Source organism: Paenibacillus sp. A3 (assembly GCF_001399685.1).
Lineage (GTDB): Bacteria > Bacillota > Bacilli > Paenibacillales > NBRC-103111 > Paenibacillus_G.
This window is the reverse complement of sequence record NZ_JTHN01000096.1, coordinates 1-25239: the sequence shown is the minus strand read 5'-3', so window position 1 is coordinate 25239 and position 25239 is coordinate 1. Positions and strand designations below refer to the sequence as shown.

The window sequence follows — 25239 nt, the reverse complement described above, 5'->3', positions numbered from 1 at the left end:
TCCAACTATCCTCCTTGTCGTTCCGCATACACGTGCAGGAGCGTATCTTCCGGTTTGGGGTAAGGCGCTTGCTCCGCATATTTTGCCGCCTCGTTCACTTCCCCCTTGACGGTGTCGTGAATGACGCGGTCTTTCTCCTCGTCCAGCAGGCCGCAGTCGAACAAATAACGGCGGAAACGAAGAATACCGTCCTGCTGCTTATGAAATTCGACCTCTTCCTTCGTCCGGTACAGCATGTCGTCATCGGACGTGGAGTGAGGAGATATACGGTACAGCATCGCTTCGATCAACGTCGGCCCTTCCCCGTGGATGGCGCGTTCCCTTGCTTCTTTGACCACGCGGTACACCTCGAACGCATCGTTGCCGTCGACGCGGATTCCGGGAAAATCGTAGCCTGCGGCACGGTCGACGATCCGTCCGGCCACCTGCTTGTGAGCCGGGATGGAGATGGCGTATTGATTGTTTTCGCACATGAAAATGACCGGCGCCCGGAACAACCCGGCAAAATTGAATGCTTCGTGCACATCGCCCTGATTGCTTGAGCCTTCGCCGAAGGTCACGAACGCGACGCGGTCCTCCCCCCGCATTTGGGCGGCCATGGCGATGCCGACGGCATGCGGAATCTGGGTGGACACCGGACTCGACATCGTCACGATATGATGCTTTTTGCCCCCGAAATGCCCGTTCATCTGCCGCCCTCCGCCGCCCGGGTCCTCCGCCTTGAGAAGAGCGCCGAGCATGAGCTCCTTCAGGGTCATGCCGACCGACAAGACGAAGGCATAATCCCGGTAATAGGGCAGGAAGTAATCGTGGCGCTTCCTGAGCGCAAAGGCAGCCGCCACCTGCGTCACCTCCTGGCCGATGCCGGAGATGTGAAAGGCATGCTTGCCCGCGCGCTGCATCAAATAAATGCGTTCGTCCGCCTTCCTCGCCCGCAGCATGCAGGTATACATCTCCAGCACATCCTCATCCGTCAGTCCGAGCCGCCGATGCTGCCCAATCGAATCGATTGTCATAGTATCGCTCCTTGATTGAACGTATGGCTTTGCTTCGCCTTGCGGGTCACGGTACCTTCCGCTCCCCACAGCGATCACATATTTCGGCGGTACTGCCCGCCCACTTGATAAAGCGCATGCGTAATTTGTCCCAAGCTGGCGGTCTTGACGGTTTCCATCAGCTCGGCAAAAATATTGCCCCCGTCCAAAGCTACCTGCTGAAGCCTCGCCAAGGCGGCCGGAGCCTCGGCTTGATGCTTCGCTTGAAACGCGCGCAGATTGGCGATCTGCTGCTCCTTCTCCTCGGTGGTGGCGCGGGCCATCGGAATTGGCAGATCGTCCGTCGGCGGGTTCGGGTTCCGGAAGGTGTTCACGCCGATGATCGGAAGCTCGCCGTTGTGCTTTTTCGTTTCGTACAGGAGCGACTCATCCTGGATTTTCCCGCGCTGGTACTGCGATTCCATCGCCCCGAGCACGCCGCCCCGGTCGCTGATTCGCTCCAGCTCAAGCAAAACGGCCTCCTCCACCAGATCCGTCAGCTCTTCGATCACGAAAGAGCCCTGGAGCATATTTTCGCTTTTGGCGAGTCCGAGTTCTTTCGTGATGATCAATTGAATGGCCATGGCCCGGCGCACCGATTCCTCCGTCGGCGTCGTGATCGCCTCGTCGTAGGAGTTCGTGTGCAGCGAATTACAGTTGTCCATGATCGCGAGCAGCGCCTGCAAGGTCGTGCGGATATCGTTAAAATCGATTTCCTGCGCATGGAGCGACCGGCCCGAGGTTTGGACGTGGTACTTCAGCTTCTGGCTGCGCTCGTTCGCCTTGTATTTCTCCCGCATCACCGTGGCCCAGATCCGCCTGGCCACCCGGCCGATCACGGTGTATTCGGGATCGAGGCCGTTGCTGAAAAAGAACGACAGGTTCGGCGCAAAATCGTCGATGTGCATGTCCCGGGACAAGTAGTATTCGACATACGTGAAGCCGTTCGCCAAGGTGAAGGCGAGCTGCGAGATCGGATTCGCCCCCGCCTCGGCGATATGGTAGCCGGAGATCGACACAGAGTAGTAGTTCCGCACCTCGTGATCGATAAAATATTGCTGGATATCGCCCATCATCCGCAGCGCGAATTCGGTGGAGAAGATGCACGTATTTTGCCCCTGGTCCTCCTTCAAAATATCCGCCTGCACGGTTCCGCGAACCTGCTTCAGCGCTTCCTTGGCGAGCTGACGCCGCTCTTCGCCGGACGGCTCTCTCCCTTGCTCCTCGCGGAATTTGTCCATCCGGCCGTCGATCGCCGTATTCATGAACATCGCCAGAATAATGGCCGCCGGGCCGTTGATCGTCATCGAGACCGAGGTCAGCGGATGACACAAATCGAAGCCGGCGTACAGCTTCCTCATATCGTCCAAGGTGCAGATGCTGACGCCGCTCTCCCCGATCTTGCCATAGATGTCCGGCCGGTAGTCCGGGTCCTCGCCGTACAGCGTGACCGAGTCGAAAGCGGTGCTGAGCCGTTTGGCCGGATCGTTCTTCGACAAGTAATGAAACCGGAGATTCGTCCGCTCCGGGGTTCCTTCGCCCGCGAATTGACGCTTCGGGTCCTCCTCCGTCCGTTTAAAAGGAAACACCCCGGCCGTGTAGGGGAACGTCCCCGGGACATTTTCGCGGTACAGCCAGCTCACCAGATCGCCCCAGTCGTGGAAGCCGGGCAAGCATACCTTGGGAATCTTCAGCCCGGACAAGCTTGTGGTCGCGAGCTCGGTGACGATCTCTTTGTCCCGGACCTTGGTGACCAATTGCGTGGCCGCATAGCGGCTGCGCAACTCCGGCCAGCGGTCCAAGAGAGTCCGGGTCCCCGGATGCAGGCGCTGCTCGTACTTCTCTTTCAGCTCCTGCAGCATGGTTATGCTGTCCTCCGGCGCGTGCTCCCGCTTCAGCGCTTGCATCGTTCCTTCGATTTGGTAGCAGGCGCGCGCGAATTCCGCTTCCTTGTCGACGAAAGCTTTGTAGCTGCGGACGGTCTGTACGATCTCTCCCAAGTACCGGATCCGGTCGCCGGGAATGATGATCTGCTTCTTGAAGCTTTTCTCCGTTGAGAAATCCGGAACCGGCCAGTCGCCGTCGCATTTGCGGTTCATCTCGGAGATGAGCGCGGTAAACAGCCGGTTGACTCCGGCATCGTTAAACTGGCTCGCAATCGTCCCGTACACCGGCATCGCTTCGTAAGGCTGCTCGAACCATCCGCGGCTTCGCTGCACCTGCTTTTTCACCTCGCGCAGCGCATCCTCCGAGCCTCTTCGCTCAAACTTGTTGATCGCGATCAGATCGGCGTAATCGAGCATCTCGATTTTCTCCAGCTGCGAAGGCGCGCCGAATTCGCTGGTCATGACATACAGCGTCACATCGGAGATTTCCGTAATCTGGTGATCCCCCTGCCCGATTCCGCTCGTTTCGACCAGAATCCAATCGAAGCCCGCCGCCTGGACCACCGCCAACGCTTCGCGGATCGCCTGCGACAGCTCCTTGCCCGAATTGCGCGTCGCCAAGCTCCGCATATAGACACGGTCCGAATGCACCGCATTCATGCGGATGCGGTCTCCCAGCAAAGCGCCGCCCGTCCGCTGCTTGGTCGGATCGATGGACAGGATGGCGACGCTCTTGTCGGGATAATGCCGCAGGAAGCGGCGGACCAATTCGTCCGTAAGCGAGCTTTTTCCCGCGCCGCCCGTACCGGTAATGCCGACGACCGGAGCGTCGGACGGCCATTCCTTCATCTGCTCGAACGCAGCATGCAGCTCGGGGCTGGAAGGAACGGACTCGCTGCTCAAGCTCTCGGCGGCCGTGATGCTTTGTGCAATAGCGCGGTGATTTCCCCGCTTCAACTCCTCAAGATCGGGCACGTAGCCCGCAACCGTCGAAAAATCGCATTCCTCCAGCATGACATTGATCATGCCTTGCAGACCGAGCTTTCTTCCGTCCTCCGGCGAGAAAATACGGGCAACGCCATAGTCATGCAGCCGCTTCATTTCCGAAGGAATGATGACGCCGCCCCCGCCTCCGTATACGCGGATATGGCTTGCGCCCCTCTCCTTTAACAGATCGATCACATATTGGAAATATTCGACGTGCCCGCCTTGGTAGGAGGAAATGGCGATGCCCTGCACGTCCTCCTGGATCGCCGCTTGCACAACCTCGCCCACGGACCGGTTGTGGCCCAGATGAATGACCTCCGCTCCGCTGGCCTGCAATATCCGGCGCATCACGTTAATCGAGACGTCATGACCGTCAAACAAAGCGGAAGCGGTAACAAACCTGGCCTTGTGCTTTGTTCGATACACTCGTGCAGTTTCCAAACAAATCTCTCCTCATAGCGAAAAATCGAAGCATGCAAGCGGAAAACGAAGTTAGCCGTCCGCTCATTCGGAGCCATACATAACACAAGGTGTAAGACTGGTTGCAGGCAGCATGCGCCCCTTCCGCTCCAGAACAATCAAAACTCCCTCATTTGTTTTTCCTATAAAAATTATTTTCATTATATATTAGACCAATAGAATGAAATGCCATATCATGGATTCATCCTACTACCGTAATTAAAGGAGGAACGATCCGATGTCTGTTTATGATTTCAAGGTGAACTCAATGGATTTACGCCGGCGACGGCATCAAGTGGAATTTCTCGAAGTTTCTGATCGATCGTAACGGCCATGTCTACGCCAGATACGAAACGAGGACGGAACCATCCGAAATAGAATCGGTTGTTGAATCCCTGCTTTCGGCAGAGCCGGTCTAGGATTTATTTTCGCCAGACAACTTCCGCCGCTTACGACTTCAGCAGCTCGTTGGAAATGACGATCCGGTGAATCTGGTTGGTCCCCTCGTAAATTTGCGTCACTTTCGCATCGCGGAACAATCGCTCCAACGGATGCTCGTTCGTCCATCCGCTGCCGCCGAGCAGCTGCAGCGCTTCCGTCGTGACCGCCATGGCGGTATCGCTGGCGAACATTTTGGCCATGGAGGCTTCCTTCGTACAAGCCTTGCCGTTCTGCCGCAACCAGGCAGCCCGGTACACGAGCAGGCCTGCGGCTTCGACCCGGGCCGCCATCTCCGTTATCACGGGCTCCATCGCACGCTGCCGCTCTTTTGCATACCGTGCTTTCACCAAAAGCTCGGTATGCTCCAAGGCGGCTCCGGCAATGCCGAGCGCCTGTGCGCCGATGCCGATCCTCCCCCCGTCCAGAATCGACTTGGCCATGAGAAACCCCTGTCCTTCCTGCCCCAGCCGCTGTGCGGCGGGAAGACGGACCTGGTCAAAGGTCAGCTCGCATGTATTAGAGCCGCGCAGCCCCATCTTCTTTTCCTTCTTCTCTACCCGGAAGCCGGGTGCAGCTTTCTCGACAATAAAGGCGCTAACTCCGGAAGATCCTTGTCCCGGACCGGTCACGGCAAAAACGATATACACGTCCGCTTCGCCCGCGTTCGTAATGAACACTTTCGATCCGTTCAGGATGTAGTCTGTGCCGTCCCAAACAGCAGACGTCCTGATCCTGGCCGCATCGGAGCCGGCATGCGGCTCCGTCAGGGCGAACGCCCCGAGCCATTCCCCCGAGGCCAATCTTGGAAGGTATTTCTTTTTTTGCTCCTCCGTCCCGTAATACAGAATAGGCAAGCTTGCAACCGAAGTGTGGACGGACAGAATAACGCCAACGGTGGCGCTCGCTTTGGATATTTCCTCGATGGCGATCATATACGAAATCATATCCGCTCCGCTTCCGCCCCATTCCCGGGGAATCGGCAGCCCCAGAAGGCCGCAGCCGCCCATTTCGTTGACGAGCTCTCGCGGAAAAGCATCGGTTTCCTCCATAGCCGGAACGGACGGGGCGATCCGGCTAACGGCGTATTCGCGCACCTTGCTCCGGAAGCGCTCCTGTTCGTCCGTGAAGCACAGCTCCATCAGGCGTCAACTCCCCCTTATTCGTCCACCCGAAGCAAAATCGCATCCCCTTGTCCGCCTCCGCTGCAAATGGCCGCGATTCCGAGCCCGCCCCCGCGGCGTCTCAGCGCATGGATCAAGGTCAGAACGATTCTTGCCCCACTGGCTCCGATCGGATGCCCGAACGCGATCGCCCCGCCGTTGACGTTGACCTTCTCCTCGTCCCAGCCGACGAGGCCGCCGCTGGCAAGAACGACCGCTGCGAACGCTTCGTTGACTTCGAACAAATCAATCTCCTGCAACGATTTTCCGGTTTTTTGCAGCAGCTTTTGAATGACGAGTCCGGGCGTTATCGTATAATAAGGCGCTTCGGCGGCAACGGTCGTGTGCCCGATAATGCTTGCAAGCGGCGAGTAGCGCTCGCGGACCGCTTTTTCCTCGGACATCACCACCAGCGCGGCGGCGCCGTCGCTAATGCCCGAAGCATTGCCTGCGGTCACGGTACCTCCCTGCACAAAGGCGGATGGCAGCTTGGCGAGCTTCTCCGCACTCGTATCGGCGCGCGGAGCTTCATCCGTATCGACGTCCGCGTAAGAGCCTGCCCCGCAAGCGACGGGCACGATCTCGTCCTTGAACAGCCCTTGCCGGATGGCCTCCATGGCACGTTTATGGCTCCGCAGCGCCCATTCGTCCTGAAGCTGGCGGCTGATGCCTTTCTCAGCAACGATTCTTTCGGCGTACTCTCCCATATGGACATGCTGAAAAGCACAATGCAGCCCGTCTCGCAACATCAGGTCCGTCACTTTCTTGTCCCCAAGGCGGCAGCCCCAGCGCGCATCCGCTGCCGCGTACGGCGCGTTGCTCATGCTTTCCATCCCGCCGGCTACGATCGTTTCGGCATCGCCGGCCCGGATGATTTGATCGGCCAGCGTAATGCTGCGCATGCCGGAGGCGCATACCTTGTTGATCGTCTCCGTCTGCACGCGCCAGTCCAATCCGGCCAGCCGCGCCGCCTGACGCGACGGGATTTGTCCGGCGCCGCCCTGCAGCACCATGCCCATAATGACCTCATCGACTTCGGAGGGAGTCACCTTTGCTTTGTCCAAAGCCCCTTCGATAGCGATGCCGCCAAGCTCGACGGCTTGCTTGCTCTTCAATGCGCCGCCGAATTTCCCGAATGCCGTGCGGGCACCCCCAACAATCACCGATTCTCTCATCGCTTCTCCTTCCGGGCTCTCCGCAAGAAAGCCGCGTGATCATAAAAAATTGTCGCTTCCGGCCCATACACCCATACCTTTGACCATGTGCAGCGCTTTGGCATCGCGCATGTACCGTTCCACGCGGTACTCCTTCATATAGCCGTAGCCCCCGAGGATCTGCACCGCATTCGTCGTTGAACCCATGGCGGCATCGGCCGCATATGCGAGCGCCCGGGCGGACGGCTCGGCAAAGGCCAACCCCTTGTCCTCATTCCACGCAGCCTTGCGGGCAAGCAGACTCGAAGCCTCGGCAGCCGCACACATCTCGGCCAGCATGAACGCCACCGCCTGATGCCGCGCAATCGGCTTGCCGAACTGCGTCCGCTCCTTGGCGTAAGTCAGCGACGCCTTCAAAGCGCCTTGCGCAATCCCGGCCGCCAGCGCCGCCAAGCCGTACCGGGCACTGGCCCACGTCTCCCCGGCGATGGCGGCCCCTTGTCCGACACTGCCGATCAGCTGTCCCCCGGAAATGCGGCAGCGATCGAAGGCAAGATGGGCTATGCCGGAGGAGCGTAGGCCAAGGGCTTCGGTGACGGGCCGTACCTCCAAACCGGCCATCCCCCGCTCAACGAGAAATGCGGCGGTTCGTTCGTGCTCCCTCTTGCCTTCGCCTTTCACATTCGCATAAACCAGAAACAGATCGGCTTCTTTGCCATTGAAAACAAACGCCTGCGTCCCGTCGAGAACGTACTCGTCCCCATCCGGCTTCGCCTCCAGCGTGAAGGCAAGCGGAGGCAGTCCTCCAGGCCGCGGGGGAAGCGCCCCGGCCCCGAGCTTCCGGCCCTCGATTAGCGCCCGCAAATGCTTCGCTCCGCCATTTGGCCCGAACCTGTACACCGGCCACGTCACAAGCTGAACATGTGTCCACAGCGCCGCCCCTAGCGAAGCGCTCCCTCCGGCCAGCTGCTCCAGCAGCAGGACGTAGCTTGCGAAGCCTCCCCCGGCCCCGCCGTCCGATTCGGGCCAGGGCAAGCCGGTAAAGCCCAGCTCCGCCATCCGGTCGAACAGTTCGCGGTCAAACGCTTCCGCTTCGTCCAACTGCTCAGCCTTCGTTTCCACTTCCTTGGCGACAAAGTTGCGCACCACGTCGCAGATCATTTCCTGCTCTTCCGTAAATTCGAACCTCATGAAATCTCTCCTTTGAACATACAAAGGGACTTACGGCAAAACGGCATTCTACCCCCATGTTATGAAATATTCGGGATAAATATGATGTCATAATGGAAATAAAACGTTGGATTGAGACAAGCACACCGAATCTGCGCCAACAAAAAAAGAAATTATGCGAGGCGTCTGCCTGCATAATTTCTCCTTGTAAAAACATCCAGCCCCGGAGTTATTGGGACTTATCCGCTTGTTTTTGCTTTTCGATCTCCCTCAACATAAATACGGTTTCCATAATCGTATAAAGTTCATCGTTATTTGGCTTGCTCCAGCAAAGCGAAGAGATGATTTTTCGTGAAATCGTAGGCAGGTTTGTCTCCCTTCTTCGCGTAAAACCTCAAGCCGTCCAAGCCTTTGAAGAGCTGGTACCCGAGCAATCTCTCTTCGAAGTAGGGGATGGAACGCCCTTCTTCCTCCCATGCCTCGCGGACTCTCTGCGGAAATTGCGCTTTCGGTGCCCACAGGTGCAGGACGGCCAAATCAAACATGAAATCCCCGTACATCGCCATCTCCCAATCGACAACGCCGGTTACGACCTGATTCTGCGATAACATATTCCCGAAGTGAAAATCCCCGTGAACCAGGTAACGCTCCTCAGGCGCATAGCCGATTCGTTTCATCATCGCGTCATAGATTCGTTCGAACACGTCTTTCTCCAGAAAGCTGCTTTCAAAAAGGGAAGTCCAATCCTGGTAAAACCCTTCCTGTTCCTCATCAAAAGTCGAAGCCAGAAATTCCGTCCACGTCTTAGCCGAAGCCTCTCCCGTAGGTGTGATCCACCCGAAGCCTGCAAAGGGTTCTACCCGGATTTGGTTCATCCGTGTAAACTGCCGGACCAGATCAGGCAGAACGCCGCGGATATCCGGTCCGACCTGGGAGATGATCGGGGCCCCCGCCACTTTTTCCGCAATCGAATAATGGGCGCCGCCGCAGGTTCCAACTTCGAAGATCCGGGGCATCGGTACCCCGCAAGAGGCATATTGGTCCGAAATAAATTTGACCTTCTTCAGCGTCTCCGGGTCGTTCTTAAAATGAATGACCAAGTCCTTGCCATTCTTCGTGTAGCTGTACACCTTGCTTAGCTCCCCCATGTCAATCGGGGTCACATCGGAAACACCCTCCCCTTCGATTTGCCGCAAATAGCCGAGAGCCGCTTCGGTATTCATTTCCGGTTTGAATGAACGCATAGTCATTCCGCCTTTCTCACTTGTGTTATTGAATTCTGGCACGAAAACCAAAAAAAGCCGCAGATGAACATTGTCCATCCACGGCTTCCTATGCGTAAGAATACGGAAACAAAGCACGCCAAAGCGGCCTTGGTTCATCGATTCATGCATAGACGGTGATGATCGGGTTCATAACAGGAGTACACAAGCGGACACACGGCAAAGCAGCCCTGCCAAATCCGGCAGAGGGCCCGGTCACGCTTATGGTATTCGGTTAGAACTTAACCGTTCACTTCTGTCAGGAACACAGCCATCATCATCACTGCACGTATCCCACCATTTCCACGTTTTTGTTTTATTATAGAACAACGATTCGGAAGGAAGCAAGGCCGAAATGAAGCGACGGGCTGTCCCGGCCCCATGCCATTATTCCGAAGTTTTCTTTTCATGTATTGCTTCCCGGTATTTGCCGGGGGGCATTCCCATTTTCCGGGAAAATGACCTTGTGAAGTAATGAATGCTTGAAAATCCGGATTTCTCGGCAATTTCGATCAAGGATAAATCGGTGTGCTTCAATAAATACACAGCCCGGCGAATTTTTTCTTGTTGAACGAAGTGGATGTAGCTCATTCCGAGCTCCTGCTGAAACAACCGGGACAAATGGCGGCTGGAAAGATGAAGATAAGCGGCCACTTCCGCCAACGTCATCGATTGCGAAAGGTTGTCTTTCACGAACCGGATCGCCCGATTCAACGCGTAAGCGGCTGGTTTATAACTGGAAGTGCCAAAGCCCGAAGACGGAGCTTCAGCTTGAAAAGCGGAGCAGAAAGAGAATAACAGCGACAGGGCAGCGCTCTTCACGTAATGCTCCGTGATGGGGACCGGTTCTTGTAAATGCTTAAGAAGCGCGGTCCAGATAAGTGTCGCGGGATTCGCGTACGCATCGGTGATCAAAATACGATCGGCAACCGCAAGCTGCCGAAAGTGCCGGACAATAGCAGGGTCCGTATTCTCTTCGTCGACTTCGAAAGCGACGTACAGGAGAAACATCCCTTTCTTACTGCGAATTTGGTGGCGGATGCCAGGCCGCGATAAAAATAATGTCTCCTTCTGCAGGGGAAAGAGATCGTCACCGTCCATGTACATCCCCTCTCCTTCCCGGACATAGCAGATTTCAAAAAAGGAATGCTGATGCACGGGGTTGTCAAAATGAGCGGGGTCGATTCCCCAATAATGGATGGTGAAGGAGGCGGATTGGTTCTGGAGACGCGGGACGATTTCATTCAAATAGGCTTGAATTTTATGCGGATGATCTAACATGATCCGGCTCCCCCTTGGCATGGATGTCCGAAATGTGCAATGACTTGACTGATTTGATCAAATACAACCAGCCGGTTTCTCTCTACAATAACATCATGGATAGCGATTCATCAATTTGGGGGAGGCTGACAGGATGATTACCCAGGAGCAAGTTGATTTTTATCATGAAAACGGATATTTGCTGGTGAAAGGCGTATTCAACAGCGAGGAAGTAGAAGCAATGCGAACCGCCACGGATGCGATTATCGACCGCGCGGCCAAATCGAAGTTCGATCGAAGCGACACGTGGCAAGGCGATTATTTGCCGCCGGAGCAGCTGAAGAAGCTCGTATTAAAGGGCTTTCACGATGTACATTATCATGACGCGGTATTTACCCGGGCGCTGTGCCATCCTAACATGGCGGCCGTCTTATCCAGATTGATTGGCCCAAATGTGCAAGTCCACCATTCGAAGATGCTGGTCAAGCCCCCGGAAAAAGGCGCAGCGTTCCCGATGCATCAGGATTACCCGTATTTCCCGCATGCGAATCATTCGATGATCGCGGCAAGTATCCACTTGGACGATTCCGACATGGAAAGCGGTTGTCTGTGCGTCATTCCCGGAACGCACAAAAATGGCCCGATGCCGCACGTAGGAGCCCATTATCTCGATCATAAAGAGTACCCGATCTCTTTGGGGACGCCTTGTCCGGCAAGCGCGGGAGATGTTCTGTTCTTCAATTACTTGACGATTCACGGCTCCGACGTCAATCGAAGCACACGGCCGAGAAGAAACGTGCTGGTCCAATACCGTGATCCCGAGGATTTGCCGACGGAAGAAGTTCACGTGAACTGGGGACAGGGGCTTATGGTTTGCGGCCACAATCCGATATTCAAGGAATATAAAGGGGCTCACTAGGTTAGCTTTTGCAAGCAGAGCAAGAGGCTGTCCCATCAGCCTCAGAGTGTTGAAAAAGAGCTTTTTGATTGAATAGAGAAACATACGGTGGTGGGGTATCTACTGGAGGAACGATAGCGTTCGCCTTTGTCTGTGGGAAATACCTGCTGCTAAGCGGATTCCAATAAAAATTTCCTGCAGACAAGAGCGACCGGAAGTAGATACCCCACCCCCTCGTACACCTCTATTACTTCAGCTGATCACTTTCACAACACTCTAGGGCTGTCCCATCTGGACAGCCCCTTTGCTCGACACCTTCACAGGGAAGCGGAAGCTTGACTTAACAGCGACGCTAATTGATCGTAATCGACCGCTTGACCGCTGCGCAGCTTGATCGTTTTTCGCTCGGGAGGGCCGTCCAACGGGCCTTCGGGAAATTCAAATCCGCCGGGATTAAAAATCGTAAAGCTAACCGCATCCTTCGACGTCGAGATCACGGCAGCGTACTTACCGTTTTTCAAGAAGTGAGGCTTCTTGTATTGGAGACGCTCTTGAACGTCCGGTAACGTTTGAAGGACCATCTCGCGAAGACGTGTCGAAATTTCCGCCTGCCACGGTTCTTTGATTGCGTTAATAAATTCAATAACTTCCTGACTCATCATGTTTTCCTCCTTTATTTTCCCTGCTTCACAATCTGCCAAGTGATCCCGAACTTGTCAATGACCTCGCCGTAATACGCACCCCAAGGCTGCAGAACGAACGGATATTTGTCCGTGCCGCCCTTTCCTAAATTGGCGTATGCTTCCCGCGCTTCGGCTTCGTCGTCGAACGATAGCGCCATTGCGATTCCTCCGTTCGTGCTTACCGGTCCGAAGGAGTCGGACATGAACAAGACATTCCCTCCGGCCACCGTCATCGCCATGTACATCACTTTATCTTTATTTTCCTCCGGTGTGCCGGGGATTTCGCCGAAGGTAATCATGGATTGAATCTCCCCGCCAAGCGCCTGCGCATAAAATTCGGCTTGGGATCTGGCATCCTGCGAAGAAATGAATGGGGTTAGGTTGGCTTTCATAAGCAACATCCTTCCAGGGATTGGTTGAACCGGGATTCAAAATGGAATGTTGAAAACCGGCCTTTATTCATACGACGATCGGGATTCGACGAAATCGACACGATCACAAAATATTTTTTTAAAATAGCAGCCTCATCTCTAAAAACGGCTTTCCTCCGTACCCGATACGCAATCGGAGGCACGCCTGAGCAGCAGCGCCCGCTCTCGCGCGTTATGGGTCAGCGATGCGGCACGCTTGAACTCCTCGCACGCTTCCTTGAACCGGCCCAGCTTGAACAAGAAATCGCCGCGAACACTCGGCAGCAGGTGGTAGCCTTTCAAAGACGGCTCCGATGCCAGCGCATCGACGATCTCCAGCCCCACCTCCGGGCCAAACGCCATCGCGAGCGCAACGGCGCGGTTCAGCTCGACGACGGGGGATGGCGCTACCTGACACAGCGCTTCATACAGCGCTGAAATACGAACCCAGTCGGTCTCCTCGGGCGTGCGGGCCCGCGCATGGCACGCCGCAATCGAAGCTTGCAGCGCATACGGGCCGAGCATGCCGCCGATCCGTTCGGTGCGCTGCAAGGCGGCCAGGCCGCGGCGGATCAGGAGGTGATCCCACAGCGCCCGATTTTGATCCATGAGGAGGATCGGCTCTCCCGTTGGGCTTACCCGCGTCTTCAGCCGCGAAGACTGAATTTCCATAAGCGCGACCAGACCGTGAACCTCCGACTCTCCGGGGACGATTTCCGCGAGAATCCGTCCAAGACGCAGCGCCTCCTCGCAAAGCACCGGGCGAATCCAGTTCTCCCCGGAAGTGGCGGAATAGCCCTCGTTGAACATGAGATAAAGGACCTCGTAGACCGACTGAAGGCGGGCCTTAAGCTCGGTTCTCTCAGGTACCTCGAAGGGCACGCGCGCGGCTGAGAGGGTCCTTTTGGCCCGGACGATCCGCTGGGCGACGGTCGCCTCCTGAACGAAGAAGGCACGCGCAATTTCCTCGGTGGTCAGCCCTCCCAGCAGCCGCAGCGTAAGCGCCACGCGCGCCTCGGACGAAAGCACCGGATGGCAGGTCGTGAAGATCAAGCGCAATAGATCGTCACTGACGTTGCCGTCCATGATCGCATCGAAGTCGTCTTCGTGCCGGGACTCCATCTCGCGGCCCAGCTCTTCGTACTTGCGTCCGAGCAATTGATTCCTGCGCAGCCAATCCAACGCCCGGCGTTTCGCGGTCGTCATAAGCCAAGCGCCCGGGTTATCCGGTATTCCCGCCTCCGGCCATTTTTCAAGCGCGACGACGAGCGCATCCTGCGCGAGATCCTCGGCCACCCCGACGTCACGCACGATTCGTGCGAGGCCTGCGATGATTTTGGCCGATTCGATTCTCCAAATGGCATCGATCGTACGATGAGTCGAGGACGGCTTCACGATCTCTCCGGCTTCCCTTGCTCGCGGATCATGGCGTGTAAAGCCAGATTATCCGGGTCCTCGGTCAACTCTGTCGTCTCGATCACCTGACGCAGCTCAATGACGCCCTCGCCGTTGCCGTGCGGGTCCGGCATGCGCATCGCCCATTCAATCGCCTCTTCCCTCGATTTCACCTCGATGAGCGTGAAGCCGGCGATCAGCTCCTTCGACTCGGTGAACGGGCCGTCGACGACCTTGGGCTTGCCGCCGGGCTCCGGATAGGAAATGCGAATCCCGTTCGAGCTGGCATGAAGTCCTTCGGCGGCCAGGAGTACGCCGGCCTTTACCAATTCCTCGTTATACTTCATCATCGCGTCAACGAGCTCCTGGCTTGGCATGACGCCCGCTTCGGAGTCTGTCGAAGCCTTTACAATCATCATGAATCTCATGGGTGGTTCTCCTCCTTTTTTTGGCCCAGAGACCTGAATTAGGTCTCCCGAATTTCGCCTCTATTTACACGACGAACGAATCGCGATCAAATCGACACATCCTCAAAAAAATATTTTCAGAGAAGGTCGAATGTTCCTCCACGTACTCCCAATGTAAGATTTACTAAAATAAACTACATGTTGATTCTATCAAATCGTCGCTGGAAGTGTGAAGGGTGATCGTACTTGTCAACGAAGCCCGACGCTTAAGGGAATCTTTAAGATAAATAGTAAATTATATCTATATATAATAGATTTTGGATCAAATATACTAGAAAGTGAAATTAATCCAATCGTAATAGGAGGTTAATGATGAAATCTAAATTCACCCGCAAGAAGGCGGTGCAAGCAAGCGTCGCCGCGCTGTCCGCCCTGTTGGCGCTCGCACCTTTGGAACCGGTTACAGCTATCGCTTCCGCCAATGCCGGACAGCAAGCGGCCTTAGCCGCCTCGCCTTGGGTCTCCACCCAAGTGTACGTGTCCGGCAACGAGGTCAGCTACAACGGCAATATATACCGGGCCAAATGGTGGACGCAGGGCGACACGCCGGGCACGGGCGACCCGTCAAGCTCGCCGTGGCAGCTGGTCGGTCCGGACACGGGTGGCGGCAGCGATGCTATCCCGCCGACGGCTCCGACGAACCTTGCATCGACCGGGCAAACCGCGGACACGATCACGCTGGCTTGGACTGCGGCTACGGACAACATCGCTGTGGCCGGCTACGATATTTACCGCAACGGGACGAAGGTCGGCTCCTCGGCCAACGCTTCCACGCTGACCTACACCGATACAGGGCTGCAGCAGGATACCGAATATACGTATTACGTTGCCGCGAGGGATGGCGCCAACAACACGACGGCAAGCGCAAGCCTCAAAGTAAAGACATCGCTGGGCGGTCTGAACGTCGGCCAAAGCCGCGTCCTGACCGATTCGCAAATCGCGTCGATCTGGGGCGGCATCGATCCGCAATATTCGCCGGCCAATGCCGTTGCCGCCGTGCAGAGCGCGCTGCCGCAGGCCGAGTACGAAGCGCTGTTCCCGATCCGCATCGGCTCGCCGGAGTGGCATACTTTCGCCGCTTCCAAGCCGTATTACAAGCCCGGACAAGGAGACTATTATTCGTACAGCAACCTGATTGCCGCCGTAACCGAGGTGGCGAATATCAAGTACAAGCTCGAATACCGGCAGGGAGCGACTTGGAATCATCGTATTTTCCGACTGGACAAGGCGGCGAAGACGGAAACGCTCATCTATCAAAATGCCGATTTCAACGCTTCGTGGAACTTGACGGTACCGATCGTCTCCAAAACCGTCGATTTCGGTTCATTCCTCAAAGAAGGCTCTGCCGCAAACCGCAAGCGGGAGCTGGCAGCCTTCCTCGCCAATATTGCGCATGAAACGGGCGGGGGCTGGGCGACGGCGCCCGGCGGCGAGCTTCGTTGGGGCTTGTTCTGGAACGAGGAAGTATCGTACATCAATAGTACCAACATCGGTTACGTGCAGACCCATGCCGATTATCCGCCGGTTGCGGGCAAATCGTATCATGGACGCGGGCCGATCCAACTGAGCTGGAACTACAACTACGGCTTGTTCAGCGGCATTATCTACGGCAATAAAAACACGCTGCTCCAGCAGCCGGAACTCATTACGAGCGACGGTAAATTGGGCTTTATGACCGCGATCCTGTTCTGGATGACGCCGCAGCCGCCGAAGCCGTCGGCCCATGACGTCATGGTCGGCAATTGGACGCCTTCGGCGGAGGAAACTGCCAAAGGGTTAACCCCGCCGGGCTTCGGAATTACGATCATGATCATCAACGGCAATCTGGAGGGCAATAAGGACGAAACCGACAACCGGATCGGCCGCCGGGTCGGTCATTATCGCGACATTACGACAAAAATGGGCATCGACATTACGGGTGAGAAGCTGAACACGCTCGGCATGAGTCCGTTCTAGCGCACTCCCCTCGAGCGCAGCATGGGAACACCGCCCGTTCAATATAGGAATATCTATAAATGAAGAAGATCGCCTTTCATCCAGCCTTCTTGGCCAGGATATGGGCGATCTTCTTTATGTTCTGACAGGCCGCGTGCCTTTGTAATCGCGGTAGGCACAGAATTTATTGAAGCGTACCGTGAAGCAAATCCAACAGATGAAGTTGTTCATTTGGATCTGTACAAAGAGAATATTCCGCAATTTGATGCTGATGTTTTACGTGGTTGGGGAAAGCTTCGGTCGGGTTCGTCTTTCGATCAACTGTCTGATGCTGAGAAATCAAAAGTAGCTCGTCTTGAAGCGATTGTTGATCAATACGTGGCTGCTGATAAGTACGTGTATGTTTCCCCCATGTGGAATTTCTCGATCCCACCGGTTTTGAAAGCATACACTGATGCGACTTCAGTTGCGGGTAAGACTTTCAAATATACCAAAAAATGGTCCTGTGGGTCTGTTGTCCGGCAAGAAAGCCTTACACATTCAGGCTAGTGGTTCCGTTTATTCGGAAGGTCCTCTTGCTGCAGTTGAAATGGGATACAGCTATCTTAATAAGGTTTTACAGTTCTATGGGCTTCAATCTATTGAAGCAATTCTTGTTGAAGGAACGGCATCATTAGAGCAAGCTCCAGCTATTAAAGAAAAAGCAATTGCACATGCTAAGGAAGTTGCCAAACGTTTCTAATAGGAGGTTTGGCATCGTTCTCGAACCGGAATCCACAAGAATAAATCCCCAAAAGTGAAGCAATGCTTCGAAGCTGATTCCGATTACTTTTGGGGGAGCCCCCGTTATCCATAGGGAATCAAGTCGCATAATTTCCTAAATAATAAGGCTATGTTAAACCTCAATGTTGATTTTGGATTAGAAGAAACCCGTCTTCCTGAGAAGACGGGTGGTTTTGAGCAACGTTCCCTATTAGTTCAATCTGATTCATCCAAATGATTTAAATTCCAATTGGATTAAAATTTTTTTAATACTCACCATTATATTCTACGTAGCTCGATTTTTTAAAGCGAGCTACGTGATATGGCATATATCTATTCTTTGCATGTGGTAATAAATCTTCTATGTAATTAATTGCGGCTTCTACCATATCATCAGTTACAAAAATACCTTCATCTAAAAATCCGCTCAATAATGCTCCTTCACCCTTGATTTTCAAGCAAAGATACCCATAACCTGGATCAACAATAACAAGATCAATAATTTCTTCTTCATTTTGTTCTTTTGTTTTATCAGAAAATCTTACTACAACATCGTCTTTATCTTTATTAAATATCTCAACATCACATGTGAAATTATTAAATGTGAACTTCATAGGTCGTCTCCCTTATTCATGCAATTCTGCCCGTTAATTAAATCGACGCTGTATTTTCATATTCCTTGTTATCTATATATCGGAACCAAGCCAAATAATGTTGCAAATACTTGGTTGCAACGCCATTAAAGCGGTCAATCCATCGCTTCAAACGACTATGGTAACTGTTTACATTTTGAATATGGTAAATCCCTTTTTAGACGTTGCCGCTTTACCTCTCCAGCACGAGTTTTAATGACATACCTTCCAAATCATACAACAAAATGGCTGTCACAGTGAGGACAAACAAGCCCATCTTTATGCTTTTGTAGCCGTCGCTATTGCGACGGCTTCCGTTCTTCTATAAGCCTTTCCCTCCATTGTCAGGAACGGGCATTTATACGATACTCTCCACTCGCGCTAATTCAATGGCTTCTTCACGGTTGCTGACACCGAGCTTCGAGTAGAGCGTCGAGCAATAATTGCGTACCGTCCCCTCCGATAAAAACAGCTTGGCGGCGATGGACTTGTAACGCAGTCCATCCGACAGATGCTGTAAAATCTCCATCTCCCGTTTCGTAAGCCCGTACGGATAATTTTCTTGCCGCGGGCTGTACTTCTCCAGCTGCTCACGCTGACGCTTCATCTCCTCGAATACTCGCGTGGCGATCGACTGATCGATCCACGTTCCTCCGCTATAGATGAGCTTCAAGGCTTCAGTCATCTCTCGCGGATGAATCGACTTCAGCATATAGCCTTCCGCCCCGTGCTCCAGTGCGGTTGCCGCCTGTATGGAATCCTCAAATGTCGTCATGAGCACAACCTTCATGTCAGGCCAGCGTTGTTTCATCTCAAGCAAGGCTTCAAGCCCGTTCATTCCCTGCATTCGAATATCCATTAGCACGATATCCGGCCGGGATCGCTCGCAATGTTCCAATGCCTCGTGCCCGTCCCCGGCCGTACCAACGACGATAAAATCAGCATGCTGCTCTAAAATATGCCGCAAGCTGTCGGCAATGACCGCCTGATCGTCAACAATCAGCAGGCGGATATGGCCATGCAGAGGCTCTTCCTGCAAAGGAATACTACATATGACAACAGTTCCTTGTCCTAATTGTGAATGAACGGACAGCGTGCCATGAAGTTGATCAAGCCGTTCCTTCATCCCATTTAGACCGAATCCGAACCGGATGGATTCCGTGCCGGTGCCGTTATCTTCGATTTGTAACCGGAGCTGGCGACTATCGAAATACAGCTGAACGGATACCGCGCTCGCTTGACCGTGACGAACCGCGTTGGTGAGAGATTCTTGCAGGCAGCGATATAAACAAAAGTTCATTTTCTGTATTACGAGAGCCTCGTTGCCGATCACGCGGAAGCTGACCGTTACCCCTGTAGACTTCATAAATTCTTCGGTTAATTGCAGCAACGATTCACTTAACGAATAGCTTAACGGACCATGAGAGAGCTGGTGCAGATGGTTTCGAATATCATTCAGACTGCGCTGTGCAATGCCGACAAGAGAATCGATCCGTTCGATCTGTCCAGCGGGTACGGATGAGCGGAGTGATTCAACGCCGACGATCAGCGAGGTTAGCGCATGGCCAATCGTGTCATGCAGCTCGTGTGACAGCCGATTGCGCTCCTCCCTCAGCGTAAGCTCCTCGATTTGTGTAATGTGCTGCTCCAGCAATTGCTTCTGCTCTTGAATGATTCGGGCCTGCTTGTGGGACTGAATTAATATACTGAACGCGAAGCCGATGGCGAAACCAAAGCTGCAACTAAACATAAACTCGTAGGGGAGACGATCGGCGAGCCAGCCGTTCAAAGCCGGAAAAACGACGCCGCAAGGGATACCCGTCCACACATACGTTTGCCTACTGCTGGACAAGCCGATAATCATCGCGAATAAAACGAAAGACCACAGCAACCCCGGCGCTGCATGCGCTAAATAAAGATGGAAGAAGCCGGCAGCTAGAACTTCGACTGCCAGATACCAGTTTCTTTTCCGATATTGAACGATTGGCGGAATGACATAAACCAGGAGCGCAAACATCAAGACAATCCATAACGGCACAACGATCAGAGACGGATTGATGAAATCGGAGATGACGATAATGGCCAGCCAGACCGTCCGTATAGCAAAAACCACCCAATCATACCAAAACCATTTTTTTAGTATGGATAACACGGATCATGTACACCTGCTTGCTTTTTTTATAATAAGAAGAGTTCCTATGATTTCAAACCTATCATGCTATTTTCATCCTCGTCAAGCGGAAGAATACGGGGCTTCTTAAACGACTAGACCAACTGGAGTCGTGTCACATGGGTAGCTCACAGCTTGCCAGGCCTTCTACGCGAAGGGATGAAGCACGATGTCATTCGAACACTGTGCAAGTTTTGTCACTATAGGAATTGACGCTGAGAAATGAAATCATTCAACATGCAAAAAGGAGCGGCACTTGCTTTGTCAGCTATTTTGGCGGGGGCGCTGATCTTCGACTGCTTCTTTCTTCTACTTTTCAGTACAAAAGAAAAGTGGCCCTCAACGAGCCACTTCTTAACCCAGTATCACTGGGAAAATTCTCGACTTAATACAATCTTGCCGCGCGTTCGTCCGGTCTGGCTGGCAAGATGGGCTTTCCTTACTCCGTCTACGGTCATCGGATAGACTTCCGAGATGAGAGGCTTCACTTTCCCTTCTTCCACAAGCTCACGAATACGATTCATATTTTTCCCATCCGGCCGGGTAAACACAAATTCCGTCCGAAGGCGCAGGTCTCGTTCAAGAGCATCGGCAACATCCGGACGTATAGCATCTCTGCTGCTGATAATCGTAGCCACTACCCCGCCGGGCTTCATCAATTTCAGGGCATCTCCATAAGCGGAGCCGCCTATGGTATCAAACAGGAAGTCAAACTGTACGGAAGACTGTATGCTCCCCGTGTCATAGGTCAACACTTCATCCGCTCCCAATTCACGTACAAACTTAGCGTTCCGCGTGCTGGTCGTTGCTGCTACATATGCGCCCCGTGCTTTCACTATTTGGATGGCAAGAGACCCGACGCCTCCGCTGCCCGCCAAAATCAGGACACGGGTTTCCGGCCCGACCTGTCCGACCTCCTCGATGGCCTGCAAAGCCGTGAGACCGGCCAACGGGAGAGATGCAGCTTCCATATAAGATATACCCTTGGGTATCTTCGATACGATCGAGGCGGGAACTACGATTTCATCTGCGTAAGTCCCAAAACGATCAAACAACGGGCGGAAAAACACATCGTCCCCGACGTGGAAATCTTGTACGTTTGCTCCCGCAGCCTTGACCGTTCCTGCCGCATCCCATCCCAAAATTAGAGGAAGCTCAAACGCGAAGTCTTGCTTTAGCTTGCCCTCTCGCACCTTCCAATCTACCGGATTCACACCGCTCGCCTGAACGGAAATCATCAAATCATCGGGTCCAAGCTGCTTTGTCGGCAATTCAATGGTTCGCAATTCGTTGACATCGCCATATTGTTCGATTCCTACGCCCTTCATAAAACAGCCCCCTTCATCGTATCATTCTCTCCTTTATTATACATTTCCTGATACTGAGCGCACACTTCACCGGGATTCTGAATTCTCTGGCCTTAATGAAGAACATAAGGAGCCGTATGAAAAAGGAATAAGCGCAAGTTCCGTCGAACTTCTTCGTTATGATGCGAATGAAAAATAACACCACGTCTAAGTATATAGCGACCATTATATTATTTCTCGGCATCCTCCTCGGCCTGCGCTGGACTTGGACCGAAATTTTCCCCACATTAGAGCACCCCCGAGCCGTCCATGGCGTGCTCGATTTGCGCGGTGTGGACCTGGATCAATCCCCTACCATCTCCTTGGATGGCGAGTGGCAGTTCTACCCTGGAAAATTGGCTTTTCACCGGGACGCAGCGTCGGCGGAAAACGAATTCCGCCCTATTCAGGTTCCGGGAGATTGGAGCAGCCAACTGACGAATGGCCCGGACTCCTCGTATGGCTACGGAACGTATCGACTGCGCATTCTGGTCGATCCGCTGAAGCAGCCTGTCGCTTTTTGGTTGCGGGGCATACAGGCCTCATCCGGTGTGGAAATCAACGAGCAGGTTAAACCCAATATCGGAAAGCCTGCCGAACATGCGAATGAGTATAGGCCCGAAAACGTCTCCTACACGGCCTCCTACGATGCAGTGGGGGCCACAGAGCTTGAATTGCTTATCCGGGTGGCGAATTTCGACGACCCTTATAACGGTGGGATCTTGCGCCCCATTTACTTTGGCTCCCAAGCAGCGATCGACTATGCACGCTGGTATTCCATCGGGTTTCAACTGGTTACGTTTATCGTCTTGATGCTTCACGGTATGTATGCTTTTATCCTGTATTCGTTTAACCCTCATGAACGGGCGTTGGTCATTGTCTTTCTGTTGATGCTGACAACCGGAATTTCCATTATGACCGGTCATGATAACCTGCTTTTGCTATGGCTGCCGATCAACTATACATGGGCGCTGAAGCTCAGACTGATCGCCCTGCTGTGGCATTCGTATCTTATGCTTCTACTCTTTAGGAGATTCTCTTCGGCTCCTCCGAAGAGTATAGGCTTGCAGGTACTTACCGCGGTGCTCCTTGCTTATACGGGTTTTCTGTTCGCTGCCAATGCGGCATGGGTGAATGGATCGGTTGACCTGGGGATATTTGCTTGCTTCTATTTGCTCCCCTTCGTCTGGTTTGCTTATACGGCGGGAACCATGATCTTCGGGAAAAGAGCCGTCAACGACGGCGTCTTTTTAGTGATGTCCGCGGCCGGCATTATGTCGAGTTTTCTCTGGAGCCTGCAGAGCTCCTATAATCCCGTTTACTATCCGATCGATATTATTGCGGCGATTATCGGTTTTTCGGCCTACTGGTTTAAACAATATTTCCGCAATGCCAGGGAAAACGCCGTCCTCAACGATCAGTTAAGGAAAGCCGACAAATTGAAGGACCAGTTTCTCGCCAATACGTCGCATGAGCTGAGAACGCCGCTGCACGGCATTATCAATATCGCTCAAAGTGTCGTGATCAAAGAAAAAACGAAGCTGAACGAGCGCAGCCTGAAAGACATGGAGCTGCTGATTACCATCAGCCGCCGCATGTCGCATATGCTCGGCGATCTTCTCGATGTCGCACGGCTCCAGGAACACCGCATCGTGCTGCAGCAAGAGCCTCTGCACATTCAAGCCGTCGTGCCCGGCGTCATCGGCATGCTTCAATTTATGCTTGAGGGCAAGCCTGTCCGACTGCATATGGACATCACGGAATCGATGCCGCCGGTCATGGCCGATGAGAAAAGGCTCGTGCAAATTTTATATAACTTGGTGCATAACGCGCTCAAATACACGGAGAAAGGAACCATTTCCGTTTCCGCCGAGACCCGGGAAGGGCACGCCGTGATCCATATCTCCGACACCGGGGTCGGCATGGATGAGGAGACCCAGGCGAGGGTGTTTCTCCCTTACGAACAAGGATCTTATGGCATAAGCGACGGACGGGGCATCGGACTTGGGTTAAGCATATGCAAGCAGCTGGTCGAATTGCACGGCGGTGCATTGACCGTCCGCTCCGAACTTGGAAAAGGTTCGGTATTCAGCTTCGACCTTCCGTTAGCTAACGTGTCGCATCTCCCGTCGCTGCCGCAAAATCCGCTTCAGCTTCCACAGATCTCGGACGCAGCGGAAAACGTGCTCGCCGCGGTAATAGCTTCGGATGCCTCCATCGGCGAATTGGCTGCTTTTGCACTTGTCCCGCCGCTTGAGAATGACGGGAAGGCGAATATTTTGGCCGTGGATGACGATCCTGTCAACTTGAATGTGCTTGTTGGCATCCTTTCGTCGGAGCCGTACCGCATCACGACCGCTCATTCTGCCCGCGAGGTGCTGGAGCTGCTGGGTACCCAGCAATGGGATCTGCTGATCGCCGATGTCATGATGCCGCAGATGTCCGGCTACGAGTTGACGCAGAAGGTAAGGGAGCAGTACTCCTTATCCGAGCTTCCGGTGCTGCTGCTGACCGCGCGCAGCCAGCCTGCCGACATCTATACCGGCTTCAAGTCGGGAGCCAACGATTACGTGACCAAGCCGGTCGACGCGCTGGAGCTGCAATACCGGATTAGGGCATTGATCACGCTGAAGCAATCCATCCAAGAACGTTTACGCATGGAGGCCGCCTATCTACAGGCACAAATTCAGCCTCATTTTCTGTTCAATACGCTGAATTCCATTATGGCGCTGAGCGAGATCGACACGGAAAAAATGCGCCAGATCGGCGATGCGTTTGCATCCTTTTTGCGGATCAGTTTTGATTTTCTCAATACCGGAAAGCTTGTAGAGCTATCCCACGAGCTGGAGCTTGTGGAAGCCTACCTGTTTGTTGAACAAGAGCGGTTCGGCAGCAGGCTGTCGGTCTTGTGGGAGGTTGACCCGGGCATCGACCTGCTTCTCCCCCCGCTTTCGATCCAGCCGCTGGTCGAAAATGCCGTCAAGCATGGCCTTCTCAGCCAAATTAAAGGCGGTACGATCCGTATCCGGATAGCCAGACAAGACGGGTTCATCCATGTTGAAGTCGCGGATGACGGCAAGGGTATGGAACCGGACAAGGTCAAGCAGCTGTTGAATTCGGCGGCCAAAAGCAGACGAGGAATCGGACTTTCCAATACGAATCGGCGCTTGACCCAATTGTATGGTCAAGGCTTGTCCATTCGCAGCAAGCCGAATGAAGGGACTACGGTGTCCTTTGTCATTCCGGACAATATGAACAAAGGTCTTGACCTTTCCCCTGGGGCAATCTTGTAGGATGGGATCAGACCGATGCGAAAGGAGAATCCGCCATGCTTACCGTTGGGCAATTGGCGCGCATTTTTAACGTGTCTGCCAAAACGCTCAGACACTATGATGCCGTCGGCTTGTTCACACCCGTCAAAGTCGGCGAGGAAAACCAATATCGCTTCTACTCGCCTGAGCAGTTGCCCGAGCTGCGCCGAATTTTGTTTCTGCGCTCCATGGGACTCGGCATCGAGATCATACGCGAGCTAAAACAAAACGGGACGCTGGGGGATGCCGAAAAGCTGAAGCCGATCCTCTTGGAGCACACAAACAGCATTCGTGACGAAATTGGGCGCCAACAAAAGCTTCTGGCTGCGGTTCAGCGCATGGTCGATTATATTTCCATTACGGGAGGAACGAACATGGAACCGAAGCTGGTGAAGAAAGCCGCTTTTACCGTTGTCG

At 53.9% G+C, this 25239-nt stretch carries 18 protein-coding genes and 3 pseudogenes; 6 read left to right on the top strand and 15 right to left on the bottom strand.

Annotated features, from left to right (window positions below):
• Window positions 1-5: 5 nt before the first annotated feature.
• The gene (locus QJ48_RS14940; protein WP_054974363.1) at window positions 6-1016 is read right to left on the bottom strand and encodes a thiamine pyrophosphate-dependent dehydrogenase E1 component subunit alpha; all 1011 of its coding nucleotides are present in this window, start codon (window positions 1014-1016) and stop codon (window positions 6-8) included.
• Between the two features lie 74 nt (window positions 1017-1090).
• Window positions 1091-4348: a fused isobutyryl-CoA mutase/GTPase IcmF gene (gene icmF / locus QJ48_RS14935; protein WP_054974362.1), complete on the bottom strand. Its 3258-nt coding sequence runs from the start codon at window positions 4346-4348 to the stop codon at window positions 1091-1093.
• A 290-nt stretch (window positions 4349-4638) separates the two neighbouring features.
• On the opposite strand from icmF, the pseudogene QJ48_RS38710 reads away from it, so the two are divergent.
• A pseudogene (locus QJ48_RS38710) lies at window positions 4639-4785 on the top strand (glutathione peroxidase); the annotation flags it as partial.
• Window positions 4786-4815: 30 nt separating this feature from the next.
• Here the strand turns inward: QJ48_RS38710 and QJ48_RS14930 are convergent.
• The 5 genes from QJ48_RS14930 to QJ48_RS14910 form a co-directional block, all read right to left on the bottom strand.
• Window positions 4816-5946 (bottom strand): acyl-CoA dehydrogenase family protein, encoded by a 1131-nt coding sequence (locus QJ48_RS14930; RefSeq protein ID WP_054974361.1) that lies wholly within the window; start codon window positions 5944-5946, stop codon window positions 4816-4818.
• Between the two features lie 17 nt (window positions 5947-5963).
• Window positions 5964-7142 carry an acetyl-CoA C-acetyltransferase gene (locus QJ48_RS14925; protein ID WP_054974360.1) on the bottom strand — a complete coding sequence of 393 codons (1179 nt, stop codon included), beginning with the start codon at window positions 7140-7142 and terminating at the stop codon, window positions 5964-5966.
• Between the two features lie 39 nt (window positions 7143-7181).
• Complete coding sequence (locus QJ48_RS14920) at window positions 7182-8312, bottom strand: acyl-CoA dehydrogenase family protein (protein WP_054974359.1); 1131 nt, start codon at window positions 8310-8312, stop codon at window positions 7182-7184.
• Window positions 8313-8602: 290 nt separating this feature from the next.
• Window positions 8603-9535 (bottom strand): phosphotransferase family protein, encoded by a 933-nt coding sequence (locus QJ48_RS14915; RefSeq protein WP_054974436.1) that lies wholly within the window; start codon window positions 9533-9535, stop codon window positions 8603-8605.
• A gap of 405 nt (window positions 9536-9940) precedes the next feature.
• Complete coding sequence (locus tag QJ48_RS14910; RefSeq protein ID WP_054974358.1) at window positions 9941-10834, bottom strand: AraC family transcriptional regulator; 894 nt, start codon at window positions 10832-10834, stop codon at window positions 9941-9943.
• A gap of 133 nt (window positions 10835-10967) precedes the next feature.
• Here QJ48_RS14910 and QJ48_RS14905 point away from each other — a divergent pair, with 133 nt between their 5' ends.
• On the top strand, window positions 10968-11732 hold the full coding sequence (locus QJ48_RS14905) for a phytanoyl-CoA dioxygenase family protein (protein WP_054974357.1): 765 nt from the start codon (window positions 10968-10970) through the stop codon (window positions 11730-11732).
• A gap of 296 nt (window positions 11733-12028) precedes the next feature.
• Here QJ48_RS14905 and QJ48_RS14900 read toward each other — a convergent pair whose 3' ends face one another.
• The 4 genes from QJ48_RS14900 to QJ48_RS14885 form a co-directional block, all read right to left on the bottom strand.
• Complete coding sequence (locus QJ48_RS14900; RefSeq protein ID WP_054974356.1) at window positions 12029-12370, bottom strand: DUF1801 domain-containing protein; 342 nt, start codon at window positions 12368-12370, stop codon at window positions 12029-12031.
• A 14-nt stretch (window positions 12371-12384) separates the two neighbouring features.
• Window positions 12385-12786: a VOC family protein gene (locus QJ48_RS14895; RefSeq protein WP_054974355.1), complete on the bottom strand. Its 402-nt coding sequence runs from the start codon at window positions 12784-12786 to the stop codon at window positions 12385-12387.
• Window positions 12787-12924: 138 nt separating this feature from the next.
• A complete protein-coding gene (locus QJ48_RS14890; RefSeq protein WP_054974354.1) occupies window positions 12925-14199 on the bottom strand; it encodes an RNA polymerase sigma factor in 1275 nt (424 codons plus the stop codon).
• The gene (locus tag QJ48_RS14885; protein ID WP_054974353.1) at window positions 14196-14627 is read right to left on the bottom strand and encodes a YciI family protein; all 432 of its coding nucleotides are present in this window, start codon (window positions 14625-14627) and stop codon (window positions 14196-14198) included. Before QJ48_RS14885 ends, QJ48_RS14890 begins: the two co-directional genes overlap by 4 nt.
• A gap of 351 nt (window positions 14628-14978) precedes the next feature.
• Here QJ48_RS14885 and QJ48_RS14880 point away from each other — a divergent pair, with 351 nt between their 5' ends.
• Together QJ48_RS14880 and QJ48_RS35945 are read left to right on the top strand one after the other, a co-directional pair.
• Window positions 14979-16622: a glycoside hydrolase family 19 protein gene (locus QJ48_RS14880; protein WP_054974352.1), complete on the top strand. Its 1644-nt coding sequence runs from the start codon at window positions 14979-14981 to the stop codon at window positions 16620-16622.
• A 78-nt stretch (window positions 16623-16700) separates the two neighbouring features.
• Window positions 16701-17343, top strand: a pseudogene (locus tag QJ48_RS35945) (NAD(P)H-dependent oxidoreductase).
• Window positions 17344-17629: 286 nt separating this feature from the next.
• Here QJ48_RS35945 and QJ48_RS14875 read toward each other — a convergent pair.
• From QJ48_RS14875 to QJ48_RS14865, 4 genes and pseudogenes are all read right to left on the bottom strand, one after another.
• A complete protein-coding gene (locus QJ48_RS14875; RefSeq protein WP_054974351.1) occupies window positions 17630-17977 on the bottom strand; it encodes a hypothetical protein in 348 nt (115 codons plus the stop codon).
• Window positions 17978-18029: 52 nt separating this feature from the next.
• Window positions 18030-18179 (bottom strand): annotated as a pseudogene (locus QJ48_RS36895) (IS1595 family transposase); the annotation flags it as partial.
• 174 nt (window positions 18180-18353) lie between these two features.
• Window positions 18354-20147 carry a hybrid sensor histidine kinase/response regulator transcription factor gene (locus QJ48_RS14870; protein WP_054974350.1) on the bottom strand — a complete coding sequence of 598 codons (1794 nt, stop codon included), beginning with the start codon at window positions 20145-20147 and terminating at the stop codon, window positions 18354-18356.
• Between the two features lie 383 nt (window positions 20148-20530).
• Complete coding sequence (locus QJ48_RS14865) at window positions 20531-21493, bottom strand: NADP-dependent oxidoreductase (protein ID WP_054974349.1); 963 nt, start codon at window positions 21491-21493, stop codon at window positions 20531-20533.
• 161 nt (window positions 21494-21654) lie between these two features.
• Here QJ48_RS14865 and QJ48_RS14860 point away from each other — a divergent pair, with 161 nt between their 5' ends.
• Window positions 21655-24804, top strand: coding sequence for an ATP-binding protein (locus tag QJ48_RS14860; protein WP_054974435.1), 3150 nt, complete (start codon window positions 21655-21657; stop codon window positions 24802-24804).
• 35 nt (window positions 24805-24839) lie between these two features.
• On the top strand, window positions 24840-25239 hold a 400-nt coding region (locus QJ48_RS14855), incomplete at its 3' end, for a helix-turn-helix domain-containing protein (protein ID WP_157261636.1).